The sequence below is a fragment of the Streptomyces sp. NRRL WC-3618 genome (genome assembly GCF_001280005.1).
GTDB lineage: Bacteria > Actinomycetota > Actinomycetes > Streptomycetales > Streptomycetaceae > Streptomyces.
Genome location: NZ_LGDW01000472.1, coordinates 23,711 through 44,716 on the forward strand (window position 1 = coordinate 23,711; position 21,006 = coordinate 44,716).

A 21,006-nucleotide genomic window follows, 5' to 3' on the forward strand; every position below is an offset into this window, starting at 1 on the left:
ATCCGACAGGACAAAATGAACGTTTCCGCAGGCCAGAGACCCGCGCAGGTGGGGCGGGTGGGACTCGAACCCACGGCCGACGGATTATGAGTCCTTTGAGGATCTTGGCGGTCCTTGCCGATCCATGCCGATTCACGCCGTTCTTGCAGGTCAGACGTGTTCACCTGTGTCGACCTTGCACGGTCCTTGTCGGTTGGTTCCTGTCCTTGCGGTCCCTCCGTGGTCCCTGCCACTCTCTCAGCGAGCTATCCCGACGCAATGCGCAGTGGACCGACCATCGCCAGGCCTCGGCAAGCACGGTGCCGAGACGCGTGGTGGTCACCGCAGCGCGGGAACGTGGCCGCCCGCCCTGGTCGGCCCCGGAAACGACAGAGTCGCGCAGGCCGGCCGACCTGCGCGACTCCGGGCCCGTCGCTCGTTACCGAACCGACCGGTTCTCGTCGGCGATGCGCTCCTCGGGGCGGGCGATCACCAGATAAACGAGGCCGATGAGGGCGACGATGCCGACCGACAGCGGGACCAGCCAGCGGTCGAAGAAGGAGTCGCCGTTGGCGGGGGTCTTGACGGACAGGACCACGATCGCGGTCACCCCGTAGATCAGGGCGGCGATGTTCACGGGCCAGCCCCAGCGTCCGAGCCGGAAGGTGCCGGCGGGCTTCCATCCCCGGGTGCGGCCGATGGCGGAGGCCAGGACGACGGACTGGAAGCCCACGTAGATGCCCACCACCGAGAAGGTGATGATCCGGGTGACCGTCGCCGAGGGGAGGAGGGTGAGGGCGGCCGGGATGACCGCGGTGACGGCGGTTGCGGCCGGCGGCATGTGGAAGGTGGGGTGCAACTTGGACAGCCGCTTGGCACCGACGATGACCCCGTCACGGGCGTAGGAGTAGACCAGCCGGGTCGCCGCGGCCTGGATCGCCAGGGTGCACGAGACGAAACCGACGACGATCAGCGCCAGCGCGAATTTGCTGCCGACGGTGCCCAGCGAGTCGGCCAGCACCTCACCGAGCGGGTCGGCGGACTTGCCGCTGATGACCGCGCCGAAGTCCGGCACCGCCAGGATGAGGCCCAGAGTGAGGATCACGGTCGCGACGGCGCCCACGCCCAGGGTCATACCCATCGCACGCGGCACCTTGCGCGAGGGGTCCTTGACCTCCTCGGCGATGTCACCGCATGCCTCGAAGCCGTAGAAGATCCAGACCGCGAAGAGGCACGAGGCCAGGAAGGCACCCAGGTAGCCGCCGTTGGCACCCGCGCCGGAGGTGTGCAGCACCACGGTCACGTCCTGCTTGTGGTGGAAGATCAGCAGGTAGACGCCCAGCACCACAGTGCCCAGAACTTCGGCCAGCACGCCGATGTTGGCGACGAAGGCCAGCCGCCGTACGCCGAGCAGGTTCACCGCGGCGCACAGCAGGATGACCACGACCGCGGTCGCGATGGTACTGGCGTCGGTGACCGCGTAGCCGAAGAGCGGGCCCGCGTACTTGGCGATCGGGTACGCCACCGATGTGATGGTCACCAGCAGCGCCCATGTGTACATCCACCCGGACATCCAGGCGTACTTGGGGCCGACCAGTCGCTTGGCCCACTGATAGATGCCGCCCGCGAGCGGATACTGCGAGGCGACCTCGGCGAAGGTCAGCAGCACCAGGCCCTGGCCGATCAGGACGAGCGGGATCGTCCAGAAGAACGAGGGACCGCCGGTGGCCAGTCCGTAGTCGAAGACTGAGTACACACCCACCAACGGAGAGAGGTAGGTAAATCCGACCGCGAAGTTCGACCATAGGCCGAGCGCACGGGTCAGCTTCTGGGTGTAGCCGAGCGCGGCCAGTTGGGCGGCATCCGCCTCGTCCTGGACGTCCGGGGCGTTCTCGACATGTTGCGCTTTGGGCGGGGAGAGCGACATCAGGGGCCTCTCGCAGGGCACAGGGGAACGTGTGCACGGGTGGCGTAAAGATATGAATCCATAGGTCATATGGCAATGCTTGGCCGCCTGTGAAATCGTTCTGTGATGAGATGAGCCGCCGGATGAGCCGCCGGATGCCCACGCGGCACCGATCGGAAGGACGACAGAACAGACGTGAACCGACTCTCCAGTGCTGCCCGCCGTGCCATCTTCGCTCCGCTCGACACGGAAGCGAGGGTCGAGGCCGTCGTTCGGCGACTGGGTGACGCGATCAGCTTGGGCCTGCTGACGGACGGCGAGCAGCTGCCCGGTGAGAGCGACCTCGCCGAGCGGCTCGGCGTCTCCACCGTGAGTCTGCGCGAGGCACTGATGGCCCTGCGGCAGCAGGGCCTCGTCACCACAAGGCGGGGCCGGGGCGGCGGGACCTTCGTCCGCGCGCCTGTCGAGAATCTGCACGACCGCCTGCGGCAGCGGCTGCAAGCCCACACCACGGAGGAGCTGCGCGACCTCAGTGACCACTATGCCGCCGTCGCCGGAGGCACCGCCCGGCTCGCCGCCGACCGCGCGGACAAGCATGACCTGGAAGCGCCCAGCCGTTCCCTGCGGGACTTCGCCGACGCCGTCGACTCCGCCGCGCGAGGCCGCATCGACGGCCGCTTCCATGTGGAGATCGCCGCCGCTGCCCAGTCCTCCCGGCTGACCCGCGAGGAGATTCGTTTCCAGACCGAAATCGGCCCGCTACTGTGTCTGCCATTCAGCCAGGCGAAAATCCACAGGACCGCCGACGCGCAGCACCGGGCTCTTTTCGACGCCATCAAGGCCGGTGACGGACTGCAGGCTCGTACGCTGGCCGAGGAGCACGTTCGCGACGCGGTGCGGCACCTCATAGAACTGCGACTGGACGAGACATGGCAAGCAGACTGAGCAGCGACACCGTCGCCGAGGCGGTCGTCCGTGTCAGCGGCATGCTGGAGCATGTCTTCACCAGCATCCAGCAGACCTGCGAACAGACCGCCACCCTGCTGGCGCACATCAGTGGGCAGGGGCGGCGCCCCACCTCGGCCGACCTGGCCCAGCTCCAGCCGCTGCTGCGCGAACAGCTCTCCCGCGAGGCCGAGCTGATCTCCGGCACCGGCTTCATCGCCGAACCTGGCCTGCTCAGCGACGTACCCGCCTGGCTGGAATGGTGGCAGACCCGGGCTGATGGCGAGGTCCAGCCCATGCTGCTGGACCTGGACCCGGACACCTCCGCGTTCTCGGACTACACCTCCTGGGACTGGTTCGCCCTGCCCCGCACCACTGGGCAGCGCGCCGTGTCGGGCCCGTACGTCGACTATCTGTGCTCCGACGAGTACAGCCTCACCCTTGCGGCACCGGTGGTCGTGGACGGCGCGTTCGCGGGTGTGGCCGCCGCCGACGTGTACCTGCGCCACTTCGAAGCCGGTGTCGGCCCCGCGCTGCGCCGCATCGAGGGCCCCGCCTTCCTGGTCAATCCGCGCGGACGGGTCACCGCTTCCAATACCGCGACCCAGCTGGCGGGCTCCCTGGTCAGGGACCTCGACGCCGCTGCCGCGCGGGGCGAGGTGGTACTGCACCCCTGCGAGGCGATCCCGCTGGTGCTCGTCACGGCGGCGCGAGCATCAAGCGTCCAGTGACGTCATGACGTGCTTGATGCGGGTGTAGTCCTCGAAGCCGTACGCGGACAGATCCTTGCCGTAGCCGGATTTCTTGAAGCCACCGTGCGGCATCTCCGCGACCAGCGGGATGTGGGTGTTGATCCACACGCAGCCGAAGTCCAGCTTCTTGGACATGCGCATCGCGCGTGCGTGGTCCTTCGTCCACACCGAGGAGGCCAGGGCGTAGTCGACGCCGTTGGCGTATTCCAGGGCCTGCGCCTCGTCGCGGAAGGACTGGACGGTGATGACCGGGCCGAAGACCTCGTTCTGGATGATCTCGTCGTCCTGTTTGAGGCCGGAGACGACGGTGGGGGCGTAGAAGTAGCCCTTGTCGCCGACACGGTGGCCGCCTGTCTCGATCCTGGCGTGGGCGGGCAGCCGCTCGACGAAGCCGGAGACCTGCGTGAGCTGGTTGGCGTTGTTGAGCGGTCCGTACAGCACGCCCGGGTCGTCGGGCCGGCCGGTCTTCGTGCCGGCTGCGGCCCGCGCCAGTGCCGTCACGAACTCGTCGTGGACCGACTCCTGTACGAGGACGCGGGTAGCGGCCGTACAGTCCTGGCCGGCGTTGAAGAAGCCGGCCACCGAGATGCCCTCTGCGGCCTGGGCGATGGCCGCACTGTCGAGGTCTTCGAAGACGACCACCGGCGCCTTGCCGCCCAACTCCAGGTGGACGCGCTTGACGTCCTTGGCCGCGGACGCGGCGACCTGCGTGCCGGCCCGTACGGAGCCGGTGATCGAGGCCATCGCCGGGGTGGGGTGTTCGACCATCAGGCGGCCGGTGTCACGGTCGCCGCAGACGACGTTGAAGACACCCTTGGGCAGGATGGACCCGACGATCGCGGCCATCAGCAGGGTGGAGGCCGGGGTGGTGTCCGACGGCTTCAGGACCACGGTGTTGCCCGCGGCCAGCGCCGGGGCGAACTTCCAGACCGCCATCAGCATCGGGTAGTTCCACGGTGCGACCTGCGCGCAGACCCCGACGGGCTCACGCCGGACGATGGAGGTCATGCCCTCCATGTACTCACCGGCCGAGCGGCCCTCCAGCAGTCGGGCGGCGCCCGCGAAGAAGCGGATCTGGTCCACCATCGGGGGCACCTCCTCGCTCGCCGTCAGCCCCAGCGGCTTGCCGGTGTTCTCGGACTCTACGGCGACGAGTTCCCCGGCCCGCGCCTCGAAAGCGTCCGCGATCTTCAGCAGCAGGCGCTGTCGCTCGGCCGGAGTGGTGTCACGCCACGCCGGGAACGCGGCAGCGGCCGCGCCCATGGCGGCGTCGACGTCCGCCTGGCCGGACAGCGGCGACGTCGCATAGGACTCGCCGGTCACCGGGTTGACGATCTCGATGGTCCGCCCGTCGGCGGCGTCCCGGAACTCCCCGCCGATGTAGTTGCGCAGCGTGCGCAGAGCGGTCGTCACTGGCTCTCCAGTTGACACATAGGTGGTCCCTCAGGGTGTGTGTTTCTTCGGATCCGGCGTGTGTTCATTCAGATCCGGCTGCCGGAGGCCGTGTCGGACGACAGCCGCTGGGCCAGGTAGACGGGGATGACGGACAGCAGCACCAGCACGGCGGCGACGACGTTGACCACCGGGGCCTGCTGCAGCCGGGCCATGTTGGAGAAGATCCAGACCGGGAGGGTCTGGACACCGGGCCCGGCGGTGAACGTGGTGACCACGATCTCGTCGAAGGAGAGCGCGAAGGCGAGCAGCCCGCCCGCCACCAGAGCGGAGCGCACCAGGGGGAAGGTGATGTCGCGGAACGTCTGGAAGGTGTCCGCGCCCAGGTCCGCGGCGGCTTCCTCGTACGAGCCGGACATCCGGCGCAGCCGCGCGACGACGTTGTTGAAGACCACGACGACGCAGAAGGTGGCGTGGCCGACGATGACGGTGAAGAGGCCGAGGCCCACGCCGAGCGGTTCCAGGACCGCGCGGAAGGCGGTGTTGAGGGCGACGCCTGTGACGATGCCGGGCAGCGCGATCGGCAGCACCACGACGAAGGAGATGCTCTCCCGGCCGAAGAACCGGTAACGCTGTACGGCGAACGCGATCAGCGTGCCCAGCACCAGCGCGATCGCGGTGGCGCCGAGGCCGGCCTTGACCGACGTCCACAGGGCGTCCCGTGCGCCGGAACTGTGCCAGGCGTCGCCCCACCAGCGCAGGGTGAAGCCGGAGGGCGGCCAGCCGAAGGTCTTGTCCACGTTGAACGAGTTGGCCAGGACCAGCAGCAGCGGAACGTAGATGATCGCGAAGCCGATGGCCGCGACCGCACGCAGGGCTGTGCGTGCGGGACGGGAGAGTTGCATGCTTTCCTCGGGGCTTTCCTCAGGGTCTTCACAGCGCGGCCAGCGCACCGCTGCGGCGCACTGCGAGCAGGTAGAGCACGATGACGACCACGGGTACGGTGCCGAGCGCGGCGGCCAGCGGCAGGTCGAGCGTGATGTTGGAGTAGACCAGGTTGCCGATGAGCTGGGTCTTGCCGCCGACGATCTGCACGGCGATGTAGTCGCCGAGGCTGAGCGAGAAGGTGAAGACGGACCCTGCGGCGATCGACGGCAACACCATCGGTACCACCACCGACCGGAAGGTACGCCAGGTGCGGGCACCCAGGTCCGCGGAGGCGTCCAGGAGGTTGGCGGGGAGTTGCTCCAGCGCCGCGTGGATCGGCAGGATCATGTAGGGCAGCCAGAGGTAGGACAGCACCATGATCACCGCGGGCAGCCCGTATCCCGGACCGTGGGCGCCGAAGGGTCTCAGCGCCCAGTCCAGCAGCCCGCCCTCGGACAGGATGATCCGCCAGGCGTACGCCTTGACCAGGTAGCTCGCCCACAGTGGGGTGAGCACCGCGACCACCAGCAGGGGGCGGTACTTGGGCTTGGCGACCCGGGCGGTGTAGAAGGCGACGGGGAAGGCGATCAGAACGTCGATGACGGTGACAGCGAGGGCGACGCCGATACTGCGCAACGCCACGTCGCGGTAGACGTCGGTGGTGAAGAGCGCCTCGAAGTTGTCCGTTGTCCAAGTCCTGACCACGTCCGAGGTGAACGGGTCGGTGGTCCAGAAGGCGGACATGAACAGGGCTGCCAGCGATCCCAGGTAGGCGACGACGAGCCAGATCATCGGCGCGGTCAGCAGCAGGGACAGCCGCAGCCGCGGGTGACGGTGCAGGGTCCCGGCGAGCCGCCGGCCCGGCCCCGGTGTGATGCCGTGGTCCGGAGCGGCTGCGGGCGCGGTGTCGGTCATGGGGATCCTTCAGCCCTTGATCTGGGTCCAGGCCTGGACCCACTTGGCGTAGGGCACGCACGTGACGTCTGTGCGGCCGTCGAGGCACTGCTGGATCGGGGTGGTCCAGAAGTGGACCTGCTTCCAGTACGTCTCGTCGGCGGCGTGGTACGTGGTGCAGAAGCTCTTGTCCGACGTCAGGGCGCAGGACTTGGAGTTGGCGGGAGCCTCGCCGAACCACTCGGCGACCTCGGCGTTGACCTTCGGGGAGACGATCCAGTTCATCCACTGGTAGGCGCAGTCGGGGTGCTTGGCCTTGGCGGAGATCATCCAGGTGTCGGACCAGCCGGTCGCGCCCTCGCTCGGCAGGATGGCCTTGACCTTGGCCTTCTCGGACTGGGCAAGGTTGGCGATGACCTGCCACGTGGTGCCGACCACCGAGTCGCCGCTCTTGAAGGCGGAGATCTCCTTGAGGTAGTCGCTCCAGTACTCGCTGACGTTGGCGTTCTGTTCCTTCAGCAGGGCCACGGCCGCGTCGAACTGCTTCTGGTCGAGTGCGTACGGGTTCTTGATCCCCAGCGAGGGCTTGGTCTTGCTCAGGTACAGGGCGGCGTCGGCGATGTAGATCGCCGAATCGTACGCGGTGACGTGGCCCTTGTACGCGGAGGACTTGTCGAACACGGCGGACCAGGAGGTGGGGGCCGGGGACACCTTGTCGGTGCGGTACATCAGCAGGTTGGCGCCCCTGCCGTGCGGGATGCCGTAGGCGACGCCGCCCACGGAGTTCCACTTCTGCTCCTTCAGGCCAGCGAAGACGTCCTTGTAATTGGGGACGAGCGCGGTGTTGACCGGAGCGGCGTCACCGGAGGCGATCAGGCGCAGCGAGGCGTCGCCGGAGGCGGAGACGGCGTCGTACTGGCCGGTCTTCATCAGGCTGACCATCTCGTCGGAGGTTCCGGCGGTCTTGGTGTTGACCTTGCAGCCGGTCTGCTTCTCGAAGGGGTGGACCCAGTCGACGGACTTGTCGTTGGATCCGTCCTCGGCGTAGCCGGCCCAGGCGATCAGGTTGACCTCGCCCTCCCCCTTGCCGAGGGTCTTCTGTGCGGTCAGATCGGGCGGCGTGAACGTGCCGTCGCTGTTCGTGGACGTCGAAGAGCCGCCGCAGGCAGTGGCCAGGGCGAGGGCGCCGAGGGCGGCGGTACAGCCGAGGGTACGTATCAGTCGCACGATGTCTCCGTGGTGGGCGCGGGAACGAGGGAAGGCGTACAGAAGTGCGGGGACCGGTGGTTCACTGCGGGTCCGCGACGCGGAAGTTGTGACGCTCGTGCCACTGCAGGCGGACCCGGGTGCCTCGGTAGGCGGCGACCTCGTCGGAGGAGGTCTCCTTGTTCTGCTGCAGGGCGGTGAGCCGGCCGCCGGCGTCGAGGTCGACGATGAAGCGGGTCGCATCGCCGAGATAGACGACCTCGGCGACCCGGCCGACGGCGCTGGTGTGCCCGTCCTCGGCCTTGCCCAGGGCGTCCGGGCTGTCCAGGAGGTGGATCTTCTCGGGGCGGACGCTGTAGGTGCCGGCCGCGCCGACCACCTTCTGAGCCGCCTCGCCGGTCAGCAGGTTCGACGTGCCGACAAAGCCCGCGACGAAGGCGGTGGCGGGGCGTTCGTACACCTCGGCGGGGGTGCCGACCTGCTCGATCCGGCCCTGGTTGAACACCGCGATCCGGTCGCTCATGGTCAGCGCCTCGTCCTGGTCGTGGGTGACGAAGACGAAGGTGATGCCGACCTCGCGCTGCAACGCCTTGAGCTCGACCTGCATCTCCTCGCGGAGTTTGAGGTCCAGGGCGCCCAGCGGCTCGTCGAGCAGCAGCACCTTGGGGCGGTTGACCAGCGCACGGGCGAGCGCGACGCGTTGCCGCTGGCCGCCTGACAGCTGGGACGGGCGGCGCTTGCCGAAGCCTTCGAGCCGTACGTTCGCCAGTGCCTCACGGGCGCGTTCCAGACGTTGCGCCTTGGGTACCTTGCGAATTTTGAGTCCGTACGCGACGTTCTGTTCCAGCGTCATGTGCGGGAAGAGAGCGTAGTCCTGGAAAACGGTATTGACGTCCCGCTCGAACGGCGCGAGGCGGGTGACGTCCCTGCCCGCCAGCTCGACGGTTCCGCTGGTGCTGGGCTCGAATCCGGCGATCATGCGCAGGACGGTGGTCTTGCCGGAGCCCGAGGGACCCAGCATGGAGAAGAACTCTCCGTCGCGGATCTCCAGGTCCACCCCACAGACCGCTTCCACCTGGCCGAACGACTTGCGCAAGCTCTGCAGCCGGATGGCTGTTCCTTCCCCGGGCATGGGCGGAACCTTTCTGGTCTGACGGGCGCTGCATGTCGGAGAAACATATGAACTTATATTTCAAGGGTCAAGGCTGGCTGTGTTAAAGACTTCACCAAGCACAGGAGCCCCTTGGGGAAAGCCGGTCGGGGGGACCAACTGCCCGACGACCCGGGCCCGGCGGCCCTCAACATCCGGATCAGTCAGGCCGAGACCGGCCAACTGATCAACGCCACCGCCCTGACCATGATCTGCGTGTTCACAGCCTTCGTCTTCGGCGACCAGCGGGTCATCGCCGAGCACGGCGTGGGACCGGCCGCAGCAGTCGCGATCGACGCATTCGTCCTGCGCACCGGGCTGGTGCCGTCACTGATACACCTGCTGGGACGGGCGATCCGGTGGCTGCCCGACTGGCTGGAGCGGATCCTGCCGCACGTGTCCATCGAGTGCGCACTTCCGGCAAACCCGCCCCCATCGCCCCTGGGCCCGCAGAGGACCGCTCGGGCGGAGCGGACGGCAGGTCCTCACCACACGGGTGTGGCGACGACCGCGAGCCGACCGGCCGTGGTGGTGCCGCCGTCTTGGCCAGAGCCGCCGCTACGACAGGACAGCACGTCGCGTGCTCACAGTCGCTCGCTGTGCATACCTCGGGCCTTGCCCCTTGATCTTGGACACACGAGACACTGGATCCTGAGGATCTGAGAACGCACATCTCGTGGTCATGAAGCACTACCCGCCGGAGTTCAAGGCGGACGCAGTCGCGCTGTACCGGTCCCGGCCCGGAGCGACGATCAGGCAGGTCGCCGCTGATCTGGGAGTCAACCCGGAGACGCTGCGCAACTGGGTTCGGGCGGCCGGGGCGAACCGGCCCCGGGGGCGCCGGGCGGAGATACCCGCGGAGCCGCCCACGCCGCTGCAGGCGGAGAACGCGGCCCTGCGCAAGAAGGTCCGCGAGTTGGAGGAGGAACGCGAGATCCTGCGGAAGGCGGCGAAGTATTTCGCCGGGGAGACGCGCTGGTGAACCGCTTCCAGTTCGTCGCCGACCATCAGCGCCGCTTCGGCGTGAAGCGGCTGTGCACCATCCTCAACGTCGCCCGTTCGAGCTTCTACTACTGGCGCAACGCCGCGGCCGCGAGGGCGGCTCGCCGGGCAGCCGACGCCCAACTCGCCGCGCGGATACGCACGGTCCACCACAGCTCGGACGGCACCTACGGCGTTCCGAGGATCACCGCGAGCTCCGCGAGGGCGGCGAGCGGATCAATCACAAGCGTGTCGCCCGCGTCATGCAGGCCATCGGAATCGCCGGACTGCGGCTGCGCAGGAAGCACCGCACCACCATCGCGGACCCTGCCGCCGCGAAGGCAGCCGACCTCATCGGCCGTGACTTCACCGCCACGGCGGTGAACACGAAGTACGTCGGCGACATCACTTATCTTCCGCTGGCCGGCGGGAAGTTCCTGTATCTGGCCACGGTCATCGACCTCGCCTCCCGGCGCCTGGCCGGCTGGGCGATCGCCGGCCATATGCGCGCCGACCTGGTCACCGCGGCACTGGCCGCCGCCGAGCGGTGCCGCGACAGCCTCACCGGCGCCGTCATGCACACCGACCACGGAGCCCAGTACACGAGCTGGGCGTTCGCCGACGCCTGCCACCGTGCCGGCGTGATCCACAGCATGAGCGCCGTCGGCAGCTCGGCGGACAACGCGCTCGCCGAATCCTTCAACGCCACCTGCAAGCGAGAAACGCTCCAGGGCCGCGGTGCCTGGGCCGACGAGCGCGAAGCCCGCCTCGACCTGTTCCGCTGGCTGCACCGCTACAACACCCGACGCCGCCACTCAAGCCTCGGACAACGCAGCCCCATCGCCTACGAGACAGCACTCGAAACAACATCAACTACCCTGGTCCCAGCCGCATAGCCCGTGTCCAGGATTCCGGGTCAAGGCCCTGGCCCGGCGACACCGTCGGTACAGACACGGCTACGTCGTCCCGGCCCCTGTCCGGCCCCTGAATCTTGGTATCGAGCCTCAGGGCAGTCGCCCGGACTGTGAGCGATAACCTCGATCGCCTACTCCGCCGCAGGTCCGAGGGTCTGGACCTCCCCCGAGCGCCGCCGGACTCCAAACCCGCGACCAGCGGATTCAGTCCGTTCAGGCAAAGTTGACGCGCCAACACCCATAAATGAACGTTTCCGCAGGTCAGCGACTCAGCGCACCTTCGGTGCGCGCCGGGGGACCTGCAAATCGAAGGCGACAGCCCTACTTGGACCTTGGACGCGATCTATTTGCGCGTCAGAGACCTGCGCAGGTGGGGCGGGTGGGACTCGAACCCACGGCCGACGGATTATGAGTCCATTGGGGATCTTGGCGGCCCTTGCCGGTCAGTGCCGATTCACGCCGTCCTTGCAGGTCAGGCGTGCCGATCTATGTCAGCCCTGTGCAGTGCTTGCCGGTCTGTTCCTGTCCTTGCGGCCCCTCAATGGCCCCTGGGAGTCGATGAGTTGGACGCTCACCACAGCAGCAGTCGCGTCCGCACAGTTCAGCCGAGGAGATAGAACCCTCGCACAGCGGATTTCCCTACCGACGCAAGTATGTCTTGCACTCCCGACTGGTCGCTCCAGCGTCGAGGTCAGCAACCAGCTGCAAAGGAGGTCACGGTCGGACGGTCCGTTACTCCCTGTGTGTGGTAGCCGACGCGACGTACTCGTCAGCAACCTTCGAGGCCCCCGCGCTCCAGGTGCCCAGTCCGAGCGTCAGCCGAGCAGCCGCGACCACCGCCCCGATCCGACTGGACGGCGACCGCTCCCGCCGCCGAACCATCACCGTTCCACCCGGCTGATCATCCGGGGCTCGGGCGAACTCCCTGTCCCCGCAATGCGGGAAACGTGACCTGGAGTTGGCCGCCTGAGCGTCTTCCCCTCGGCCGGCTTCCGCCCGGGCCTAGTGGATCACCGGGGGCCAACGCGACAACGTCAAGCCGCCGTTGAGCGCGTTCCACAACTTCGCCAACGGATGCGACACCAACAGCCCGCCGGACAGCCCGGACGCGGATGGCCCGGACGAGACTCGCTACAAGCAGTACTGGTGGCGCGGGTCGAAGGTGACCTGGAAGTCCAACCGGCCCCACGACTGCGGGAACGAGAACATCAAGTACCAGACGCTCATCAGCGAGCCCCGACGCGGCTGCCGCCTCCAACACGGCGCCCCCGCATGCTCCACCACCGGACTGCCGCAACGGCATGGGCCTCACCGTCGCGCCCATGCCCTGCGTAAGGGCCCGTCAGGGTAAGGGGCCTGCCACTGATCCAGATGTGTACTTTAGTAGCTGATGAGGCGACATATGGCCAAATGGAGCTTTACTCACAGTTTGTGACTGTGTTTCAGTTCGGGCCCGTCTCCGTAACGCACCGCCAGGAGGGCCGAACATGACCGAACCGATTCCCCCAACACACTGGCGTCCACAACTGGAGCCCTCGGCCTCTGAGGTACCGGACACCGATCACGATTTCCCGCCTCGACCCGAGGTCGTCCGGGTGTCCGAAGCCGAGCTGGCCCAGCGAGCCGACGCCCCGTCCGAACATGACGGTTACCGTCCCGACAGCGCGCCACTGCGACCGGTGCCGCAGCTGCTGCGGCCGGAGGCCGCCAGGGCACCCCTGTGGCGCCGCGCCCCCGGGACGCAGGACGAGGTGGGTGAACCGTCCACGGTCTTCCCGCCGGACGACCGCACCGTCATCTACGACACGTCGTACCCGTGGCGGACCTGCGGCCGCGTCGCCACTCCGGGCGGCTCGGCCTCGGGCGTCATGGTGGGGCGCCGTCACCTGATCACCGCCAGCCACGCCATTCCCTGGCTGGCCGGGGGCGGGTCTGACTGGCTCACCTTCACGCCGATGCAGTACGACACGAGCACTCCCTACGGATCCGCCTACGCCACACGCATCTACGTCTGGCAGAGCGTGAACGGATCGGACGGGATCCAGTCCAACGAGGCTGCGTTCGACTACGCGGTTTGCGTGTTGAGCAGCAACCTGGGCGATAGCACCGGCTGGATGGGCTCACGCGAGTACTCCGCCAGCTGGAACGGACAGGCTTACTGGGCGCATATCGGCTACCCAGGAGACATCGGTGCGAGCCTGCGACCGGTTTACACGACGAACGGCATCATGGACAGCACGGTGAGCGAAACCTTCGGGGGCCGCAACGCGCTGCGGATCATGCACCGCAACGACATCAAGCCCGGCCAGTCGGGCGGTCCGTACTTCGGCTGGTGGCCGGGAGAGAGCTTCCCGCGAGTGATCGCGGAGCAGAGCGCGGAAAACTGGGGCTTGGCCGGAGGCCCGAACGCCGCCGGTGGCGGGCGGTCACTGCCGGACCTGATCTCGTACGCGATCTCGACCGAACCCTGACCCGCGCCGGCGCCGCCTGTGGGCATCAGCCGCCCGTACCGGTCGGCTCGCCTTTGTCGTCCCGCTGACCTGCGGGGCGACGCCACAAGGGCCGCCGCTCCCCCTCCGGAGGGAGTGGTGCCGGCGCCGTCCGTGGAGGGTGGTTCTGGTCGGGACCCGGATGACCCTCGTGGCCAACGGGACCTTCGGCACCCCGGGCGGGCTCCGCTTCCGCGACCTCGACCACCACAGGACGCGGGGGGGCCTCGGAACGGACTCGCGCCTCCCACTCTGCCGGGGGAATGGGATCGGACATCAACAACCTCCTGGCCAGATGAAAGTCCCATATCAAACACTACAGGAGGACAGGAGTGAGGGGGCCGACCAAGGGTCGGCCCCCTCACTGACGCACCCGTCACCCCGGCGGTTCGACGGCGAAGGTGCCCGGAGCAGGTCTGCTCTCGGCCATCGCCTCGCCCGAGGCCAGGCCGGCCCTCGCACGGACGGTGGCCCCCGGCACCGCGTCCGCCAGGAGCTGGCGTGGAACGGCCAGCAGCAGGCGCTGCCCTACGTTCCTCGACATCAGGTCGGCGTAGCCGACCACCGGCTCGGCGTCGAGTACGTCCACTTCCGCCCGGTCCCAGTCCGCCAGCCGCGGATGGGGCCCTTTCCTGACCAGCCTCACGGTCAGATCAGTGCGGTTGTCGATCGCCTGCACCATGGCCGGGGGTCACCGGTGGTACGGGCCGTCATGACGGGGCGTGCCCTGCGCGGCGGCCGCCTTGGCGAGGGGCTGCGAGCCGCCCGTCGTACCTCTGAGCTCGGCCAGGCCTTGCTCAAGGAACACCTCGGGGCCCGCCCAGGGCACCACGGTCTCCTCCAGAGCGGTGAGCCGCTCCTGGAGCTCGTGGATCGCGTTGACCAGCCCGGGTACGGACTCCGTCTCGCGCCCGCGTCCGACCATGGCACGGACCGGCGCGCGGACAGCGCCCGCCGCCGAGACCGACACCGTGGCGGTCATCGTGGGAGCGGGTGCCGAGATGTCCGTGACGGAGACACCGGTCGCGGCACCGGCGTACGACGCGGAACTGGGTTTGCTCGACGGACTGAACGAGCTGTTGCCGGTGCTCCCGGGGTAGGGGTCCCCGTCGTCGCCGCGGTTCGTCGCCCACTCCAGGTCGCGCCGGTTGTCCGCCTGGACCAGGCCCACCTTGTAGTGGTTCTCGTTCGTGTTGTCCGGCTGACTCTCGTCGACGTGCCAGAACAGCGCGCCGGCGGCGGGCAGCGATCTGTCGTACCCGGTCTGCTGGCGGTTCTCGACGAGGAAGTACTCGTTCCCCGGCAGGCCCTCTGTCCACAGCCGGAACACCTCGAAGCCGCTCTTGACGTCGGGGATGGACAGTGTCCCGTTGCTCGTGACGTTCACAGGCTTGGCCCAGCCCTGCTGGATCTTGCACCACGCCGACGGATGCGTCGGGATGTCACCACCGCCGCCCCATGAACCGCCGCCCATCAGGCACCAGTTGCCGACACCTTCCGACGACCAGTCGACGTCGTACAGGTCGGGGAAGCCGAACAGCAGGTGTCCCAACTCGTGTGCACAGACCCCGATTTTGGCGTCCTCGGGAATCGTGAGGTAACCGAAGATCCGGGCGCCGTCGGCGTTGTACGCGCTCGGAAGGACCCACTTGTGCGACCAGATGTCGCCTCGGTTACCGGTGGCTTCGCCCCCCGGACCGGAGTGCAGGACCATGAAGGCGTCGACCATGCCGTTGCCGTCGTTGTCGTACGGCGCGTAGTTGATCAGCGGGTCGGCGCCGACGGCGGCGTCCCGGGCCATGATCTGCGCCCGCGCCTCCCCTGTCGGGCGGCCGATGCCGTAGTTGTTGTTGGCATACCAGGAGAGCTTCTGCGGCAGCCGGACCGGACCGATGACCTCGCCGACGATGTCCACGAGGCCGTGCGTCACCTCGCGGTAGTAGTCGCGAACGCTGCCGTTCGGGAGCTCACCGAGGGAGAAGAACAGTTTCTCGAAGTGCTCCTTGTCCTGGGTCATCGGCTTGTCCTCGAAGTCCGCCAGGACGACGACGACCCGTATCGCGCCGGTCAGCGGGGCGCGGGAGGCGGCCGCGGTGCGGATGGCCTCATGCGGTGTGCCCAGCGGGAACTCGTCGGCCGGGATGATGGTGCCATCGTCGAAGCCGAGTCGGCGCGGAGTGCCACCGAGCCGGAACGTACTGGCCACGTCCGATTCACCTCGCACCCGCTCCAGTTCCTCCAGCATCCTGCCGCGCAGTTCCGGACTGGGCGCGATGGCGCAGAACTCCGACCAGACGGCGACAGCGGAATCCCGCGCCGCAGAGAGATCAACCATGCCAAACCCTCCTAAAAGAGATGCTCGTTTTCCCCTGAGCCAGTGACGCACGCGGGTACGAGGCTCGCCACACGATCAGCTGCGGATGCGGACCTGGACGGTCGTTGGCCGAGATGGCTTGTCATCGGCGCTTACGCCGGGCAGCGCCGGGCGGGAGTGGCATGCGCGCGGGCACTCGGTGCCGGTCGGGCCGGGTGCCTGCCGCTCGGGATTGGGCTGATCGGGTGAATGGAATCCGTGTCGCCCGCGGAAATACGGCCGCCGGGGAGATCGGCCGCCGTTGATGGGACAGGAAACGCCCCGTCGCTGCGAGCAATTGATGTATTGACGTGAGGAGCGGAAGCAATGCCAGGTAGTGAGGAATCCAACGAGTTCACGGTGACCGTGAGCCCGACCGCCGATTTCGGCGCATCGCCAGACGGCCCCAAGAACCGGAAGTCGCTGAGCGTGGTGCACCGTCCCGGGCTGAGTGGAGCGGAGCAGGCCCTCAGCTGGTTCGAGCAGACCACGGGGGCGAAAACCCGAGGTCCTGCCGTACGACCGCAGAGCGAGGAGAGCGACTGATGCTCAAATTCATCAACCAGTACCCGCAAAAACTCGCCGTGACCATTATGTGGTACACCCCCAACTGCGTTGACGGGGGAAACTGGACGAAGAAAGGCTGGTGGAATCTGACTCCGGGGCAGAGCGCCATCGTCCACGGCGGTGATCTGTCGGACGTCAATCGCTACTGGTGCTACTTCGCACACGCCGAAGACGGCGCGTTCTGGGCCGGCGACGTCGCCCGGCAGGCCCCGCCTCGCGCGTTCGACTGGTGCGAGTGGACGGGCAGCACGGATTCCACTCAGATCGGCTACCGCATTCAGGACGTCGGAGACCACGACGACCTGAACATCACGCTGACTTCCTGAATGGTCGGCTCGGCCCGGATCCGGTGACGGGCCGACCCGGTCGGGATCGGCGCCGGCTCTGCCAGGGTGTCGTCAGGTCAGAACCCCTTGGTGGCGAAGTCCGCCGGATGGCTCCGCCCACCGCAGGTTGCTTTCGCAGCCGGCCCAGAGGCCCCGCCGCGGCCGGGGGGGGGTGCGGTCGCTGACCGTACGGGGCGGCCGGGCCACGGCGCTGCGAGCTCGACCCCGACGGCCTGAACCGATGGGATTGACCGACTCAGCCGCGGCACAAGCCGCACAGTCGCACTGGTCCGGCTTGTCCATCGGTAGATTCCTGGGCCCGTGGCCGCCGGTGTGCCGGCCCTTCCGGACCGCTCCCGATCGTACGAACATCGCTCCAGCGGGCGGGACCTGACCCTGAATGGCGACGTTCCGGATCACGTGAAATCCTGAGAAAGGCCATGGAGGAGTCCCATCGCGGGAACGACGCTGAAATTCGCAACGGAGATGATCCCGATGCCGAACGTCGAGCCGAAAGCTGCCCATGGAATGCTGGTGCTGGGTGAGGAGAAGGTCTATCTGTCCCACCTGCCCATGTTCATGGACCCCCACGCCGTTCAGTACATTCTCGAAGTCACTCTGAACAGCGCGACATCTGATGCGCTGCAGATCTATACTAAAGACCGCCGGACGACGGGGGCAGCCGTCTACACGCTGGACCCCGAGCCGTTCCGCATCTCCGATCTCGTCGCCCTTGAGGGACAACAGCCCAAGCTCACCTCGTTCACCGGAACGTTGTTTCGAGGTCACTTCGAGCGGGGCGGCACTGAGATTCTCGACCCGGTGACCGTCGAGGTGCAACGCGTCATCCATTTCCGGCATTTCGACCATCACGCCTCCCGGCCCGCTGCTCTGAACTACCTGGCCTTCGGCAAGAGAAGTGAGCTCTTCCTCGCGCATTGGATCACCAAGGCACCGGACTTCGATCATCACATCGGGGTTCGGCAAGTCTCAGGTAGCGCGAGCACTGTGCTCACCGATGCCATCCTGCAGAAGGGCCCACGACTTGAGATCGCCGGAAGGGCAGATCGCCCGAACGACAGACTGCACGAGAGCGACCAAGTGACTGTGAAGTTCCTGGACGGCGGACCGGCCGACGTCGATCTCCAACTCGCGATCGGGCGGGAATTCTATGAAGAAGAAGGGGATCTGGCTACCGAGATGCACTCCCACTGACACGTGGGTGTCCCGCGGCTGGTCACCGTCCAGGGCTGACGCAAGGTCTGGGGTTGAGATGTTTCCGCAAGTGAGCGGTCCGTGACGTGGAAGACCGAAGCTCCGTTGAGCTGGGTGACCTCGCAAGTCGCCCTGTGCCCACGGAGCTTCGGTGAATCGTCAGTCTGCCACGTGTGTGCCCGTGAGGGAGTCGATGTCGCTCGCGTCGGAGTGGACGTCGCTGCTGCGGCGGCTGGCCGAGGTGAGAGACCCGCGTGATCCTCGGGGTCGGTGCTTCTCGCTGGTGTCGTTACTGCTGGTCACGCTGTGCGCGACGGCGGCTGGGTTCGGCTCGTACCGGGCGATGGCGCAGTGGGCGGCGGCGGCCGGGCCGGTGGAGTTGCTGCGGCTGGGGCTGCGTCCGTGCGCCCCCTTCCAGCTGGTGCGTACGCCGAGTGGGGACACGCTGCGACGGGTCTTGCTCGCTGGTGCGACCCGCGGATCTGGAGGTGCTGCTGCGGGTGCGCGGGCTTGACCTGGAGACGGTGGCGGTGGACGGAAGGTGCTTCGCGGGTCTGGGAGCAGCGGGTCGGTCGCGGTGACGGTGATCGGTGCGATGGCGCAGGGCGGGGCGCTGGTCGCGCAGCAGCGGGTGGCGGACAAGAGCAACGAGATCCCGGCGCTGGCGCCGTTGTTGTCGGTGCTTGACCTGTATGGGGTGGGGGTGACGGCGAAGGTGCTGGTGGAGGAGATGGGCGCGCACTTTGTGCTGGTGGTGAAGCGGAACCAGCCGGCGTTGCGGGAGGCGTGCCGGTTGATCCCGTGGAGCGAGGTGACGGCCCGGCACAAGGAGAGCGAGGTGGGTCATGGCCGGCTGGAGACGCGGGTAGTGCAGGCGGTGACGTGGACATCCCTGGCGTTTCCCCATGTCAAACAGGTTGCCCAGGTCACCCGGCACCGCACCGACCGGGCGACCGGCAAGCGGACGCGGGAGACGGTCTACCTGATCACCGACCTGTCGGCATGCGAGGCGCCCCCGGAGACGCTCGGGCGGTACGCGAGGGGCCATTGGGGCGTGGAGAACAAGATCCACTATGTGCGGGATGTGACGTTCGGCGAGGATGCCTCGCGCATCCGCAACGGCCACGGACCGCAGAATGCCTCGACGTTGCGATCGGTGGCCATGAACTACCTCCGCACCATGGGCAGTTCCATCGCGGACACCAAGCGCCCCGTCGCCCTGTCACCCCACAAGGCACCCCTGGACCTCTTCGGCGTACCCACCGACCTGCGGCTTTGTTGAGGAATTCGACTTTGCGTCAGCCCTGGGCCACCGTCCTCAGCGGACTGCCCACACCACCTGCTGACGCCCGACCCTCTCACCGGGAGCGGACATGAACCTCGATGACATCTCTCACTGCGAGATCCACCCCACCGTCGGCATCGCCAGGCTGGGCGACAGCCCCGACGGTGTCTTCATCGGCCCGGAGGCCCCCGACACGCCGCCGCGGCCGCCCGGCGGCTTCAAGGACACCGCCGGGCGAATCAAACGCCAGGCCGCCCGGTTCCGCCTGTACGCCTATGACCAGGCCGGTAGTGTCCTCGGGGAGCTCACTTCGGCCGACGCGCGCATCACCTGGACCGCCGAGCTGGCCAACGCCAAGGGCGAGTGGTTCAAGTTCGCCGGGCGCTTCCACGAGTCCGCCGCGAACGCCAACCGGCGTAACCGGCATATCGATCCCGCTGATCCCCCCGCTCGGGCGCGGCTGGTCATCCGGCCCGGCCCCCGCAGCGTGACCGGTCCGTCCCAGGACGGCACGGGTGCCCGGTTCGATTCCGGAACCTTCCTGGGCGCCCTGGTGCCGCTCGGTGAGCTGCGTACCGACGAGGCCGGCCGGCTACTCGTCCTCGGCGGCTTCGGAAAGTCCGCCTCGGTCAAGCCCGGCAACCCGATCATCGACTTCGCCAACAACGACTTCTGGTACGACGACATCTCTGACGGTCCGGTCAGCGCGACCGTACTACTGGGCCCGCAGGGTCGCCCAGTGCCGGTGACTCCCGCTTGGGTCGTGGCGGGCCCTCCCGATTACGCCCCCAACACAGCGAGCCTGATCACTCTGTATGACGTCGTCTTGGAGGCCGCCCGCGCCTCGGGCCGGCTCCCCGTACCGCCTGACGTCTCCTTCACCCGGGACATCTACCCGTTGCTCGCCCGGCCGGTCGGATTCGCATGGGTCAACGCCGTCGCGCGCATGAAGCACGGCGTCGAGCGGAACTTCCTCGCCGCTGACCGCCTTGCCCGGTTGTCCTCAAGCGCCAACGTCAACGCCCAGCACCGACAGGCCGTCTTCGACCGCTTGCGCACGCCGAAGCCTGGACTGCTGGACATAGGCCAGGCCAACAGCGGATTCATGCCCGTCCTTGCCGGCGACGGCGGCGATCGGGACGACGAGCAGCCGCAAACCTGGCTGGCACTGCTGCCTGGTCAGTACGAACGGATGCGGCGCTGGGCCGCCGGTGACTTCCTGGCCGACTGGCCAGGCGCGCCCGCCCCCGCGGTCCCACTCGAGGCCCTCGCGCCTGCGGACCAGCCGCGCACCCTGGTACGGGCTGCGTTGGAGGCCTGCAGCGGCGGGGGATTCTTCCCGGGCATCGAGATGACGTACATCGCTGACAACCCAGCCACCTGGGCCGCGCCCTTCCGGCTGCGCGAAGACCTGCTGGCCGGAGATATCACCAAGTACATGGCCCTGCCATGGCAGGCCGACTTCCACGCGTGCCACACCCACTGGTGGCCGGCTTCCCGCCCCGACGAAGTTCTTCCCGAGCCGCAGCACGATGCGCTCATCCAGGTAGCAGCCGAGGCTTTCCGGGAGTGGGACCGCGGCATCGGCGACGCTGACGAGATGGTCGCGAAGTGGAGCACTCTCGGGTTCGTCGTCCCCCGGCCCGGTCCGGACGGCCGCGAGATCCTGGTTGAGACGGAGCGGACCGCCCCCGAGCGCGAGTAGCCCGTGGCGAGGCAGGAGCG

19 protein-coding genes and 1 pseudogene are annotated in these 21,006 nt (G+C 67.8%); 12 read left to right on the forward strand and 8 right to left on the reverse strand.

The features are described 5' to 3' along the window. Nucleotides 1-418 precede the first annotated feature (418 nt). Nucleotides 419-1,906, reverse strand: a complete 1,488-nt coding sequence (locus ADL01_RS35830) for an amino acid permease (protein WP_053746241.1) — start codon at nt 1,904-1,906, stop codon at nt 419-421. Between the two features lie 174 nt (nt 1,907-2,080). On the opposite strand from ADL01_RS35830, the gene ADL01_RS35835 reads away from it, so the two are divergent. Both ADL01_RS35835 and ADL01_RS35840 read left to right on the forward strand, forming a co-directional pair. Beyond that, on the forward strand, nt 2,081-2,830 hold the full coding sequence (locus tag ADL01_RS35835) for a FadR/GntR family transcriptional regulator (RefSeq protein WP_053746242.1): 750 nt from the start codon (nt 2,081-2,083) through the stop codon (nt 2,828-2,830). Further along, nucleotides 2,815-3,561 carry a cache domain-containing protein gene (locus tag ADL01_RS35840; protein ID WP_053746243.1) on the forward strand — a complete coding sequence of 249 codons (747 nt, stop codon included), beginning with the start codon at nt 2,815-2,817 and terminating at the stop codon, nt 3,559-3,561. The genes ADL01_RS35835 and ADL01_RS35840 overlap by 16 nt, the downstream gene beginning before the upstream one ends. Here the strand turns inward: ADL01_RS35840 and ADL01_RS35845 are convergent. From ADL01_RS35845 to ADL01_RS35865, 5 genes are all read right to left on the reverse strand, one after another. Further along, nucleotides 3,547-4,995 (reverse strand): gamma-aminobutyraldehyde dehydrogenase, encoded by a 1,449-nt coding sequence (locus ADL01_RS35845; protein WP_053746244.1) that lies wholly within the window; start codon nt 4,993-4,995, stop codon nt 3,547-3,549. The genes ADL01_RS35840 and ADL01_RS35845 overlap by 15 nt on opposite strands. Nucleotides 4,996-5,063: 68 nt before the next feature. After that, nucleotides 5,064-5,879 (reverse strand): ABC transporter permease, encoded by an 816-nt coding sequence (locus ADL01_RS35850; protein ID WP_053746245.1) that lies wholly within the window; start codon nt 5,877-5,879, stop codon nt 5,064-5,066. Between the two features lie 28 nt (nt 5,880-5,907). Next, nucleotides 5,908-6,816, reverse strand: coding sequence for an ABC transporter permease (locus ADL01_RS35855; protein WP_053746246.1), 909 nt, complete (start codon nt 6,814-6,816; stop codon nt 5,908-5,910). Nucleotides 6,817-6,825: 9 nt separating this feature from the next. Next, a complete protein-coding gene (locus ADL01_RS35860) occupies nt 6,826-8,022 on the reverse strand; it encodes an ABC transporter substrate-binding protein (RefSeq protein ID WP_053746247.1) in 1,197 nt (398 codons plus the stop codon). Between the two features lie 61 nt (nt 8,023-8,083). Beyond that, nucleotides 8,084-9,133, reverse strand: coding sequence for an ABC transporter ATP-binding protein (locus ADL01_RS35865; RefSeq protein WP_053746248.1), 1,050 nt, complete (start codon nt 9,131-9,133; stop codon nt 8,084-8,086). A 111-nt stretch (nt 9,134-9,244) separates the two neighbouring features. Here ADL01_RS35865 and ADL01_RS47950 point away from each other — a divergent pair, with 111 nt between their 5' ends. The 4 genes and pseudogenes from ADL01_RS47950 (at nt 9,245) to ADL01_RS35885 (ending at nt 13,517) form a co-directional block, all read left to right on the forward strand. Then, on the forward strand, nt 9,245-9,814 hold the full coding sequence (locus tag ADL01_RS47950) for an MMPL family transporter (RefSeq protein WP_053746249.1): 570 nt from the start codon (nt 9,245-9,247) through the stop codon (nt 9,812-9,814). A 13-nt stretch (nt 9,815-9,827) separates the two neighbouring features. Further along, nucleotides 9,828-11,028, forward strand: a pseudogene (locus ADL01_RS35880) (IS3 family transposase). Nucleotides 11,029-12,091: 1,063 nt separating this feature from the next. Further along, nucleotides 12,092-12,397 (forward strand): hypothetical protein, encoded by a 306-nt coding sequence (locus ADL01_RS45025; RefSeq protein ID WP_159049723.1) that lies wholly within the window; start codon nt 12,092-12,094, stop codon nt 12,395-12,397. A gap of 244 nt (nt 12,398-12,641) precedes the next feature. Then, nucleotides 12,642-13,517: a trypsin-like serine peptidase gene (locus tag ADL01_RS35885; protein WP_053746251.1), complete on the forward strand. Its 876-nt coding sequence runs from the start codon at nt 12,642-12,644 to the stop codon at nt 13,515-13,517. Nucleotides 13,518-13,911: 394 nt separating this feature from the next. Here the strand turns inward: ADL01_RS35885 and ADL01_RS35890 are convergent, their stop codons facing one another. After that, nucleotides 13,912-14,217, reverse strand: coding sequence for a hypothetical protein (locus ADL01_RS35890; RefSeq protein WP_053746252.1), 306 nt, complete (start codon nt 14,215-14,217; stop codon nt 13,912-13,914). A 9-nt stretch (nt 14,218-14,226) separates the two neighbouring features. Continuing rightward, nucleotides 14,227-15,870: a M6 family metalloprotease domain-containing protein gene (locus ADL01_RS35895; RefSeq protein WP_053746253.1), complete on the reverse strand. Its 1,644-nt coding sequence runs from the start codon at nt 15,868-15,870 to the stop codon at nt 14,227-14,229. Between the two features lie 345 nt (nt 15,871-16,215). On the opposite strand from ADL01_RS35895, the gene ADL01_RS35900 reads away from it, so the two are divergent. The 6 genes from ADL01_RS35900 to ADL01_RS35925 all read left to right on the forward strand — a co-directional run bounded on the left by ADL01_RS35900 (nt 16,216) and on the right by ADL01_RS35925 (nt 20,986). Further along, complete coding sequence (locus ADL01_RS35900; RefSeq protein WP_053746254.1) at nt 16,216-16,434, forward strand: hypothetical protein; 219 nt, start codon at nt 16,216-16,218, stop codon at nt 16,432-16,434. Further along, nucleotides 16,434-16,781, forward strand: coding sequence for a DUF1036 domain-containing protein (locus ADL01_RS35905; protein WP_053746255.1), 348 nt, complete (start codon nt 16,434-16,436; stop codon nt 16,779-16,781). The genes ADL01_RS35900 and ADL01_RS35905 overlap by 1 nt, the downstream gene beginning before the upstream one ends. Before the next feature lie 495 nt (nt 16,782-17,276). Continuing rightward, entirely contained in the window at nt 17,277-17,996 is a 720-nt protein-coding gene (locus ADL01_RS35910; protein ID WP_234354911.1) for a hypothetical protein, read from the forward strand. Between the two features lie 193 nt (nt 17,997-18,189). Continuing rightward, nucleotides 18,190-18,510 carry a transposase family protein gene (locus tag ADL01_RS47955; RefSeq protein ID WP_159049724.1) on the forward strand — a complete coding sequence of 107 codons (321 nt, stop codon included), beginning with the start codon at nt 18,190-18,192 and terminating at the stop codon, nt 18,508-18,510. Between the two features lie 27 nt (nt 18,511-18,537). Next, on the forward strand, nt 18,538-19,278 hold the full coding sequence (locus tag ADL01_RS35920; RefSeq protein ID WP_107091089.1) for an ISAs1 family transposase: 741 nt from the start codon (nt 18,538-18,540) through the stop codon (nt 19,276-19,278). 91 nt (nt 19,279-19,369) lie between these two features. Next, entirely contained in the window at nt 19,370-20,986 is a 1,617-nt protein-coding gene (locus tag ADL01_RS35925) for a LodA/GoxA family CTQ-dependent oxidase (protein WP_053746259.1), read from the forward strand. Nucleotides 20,987-21,006 lie beyond the last annotated feature (20 nt).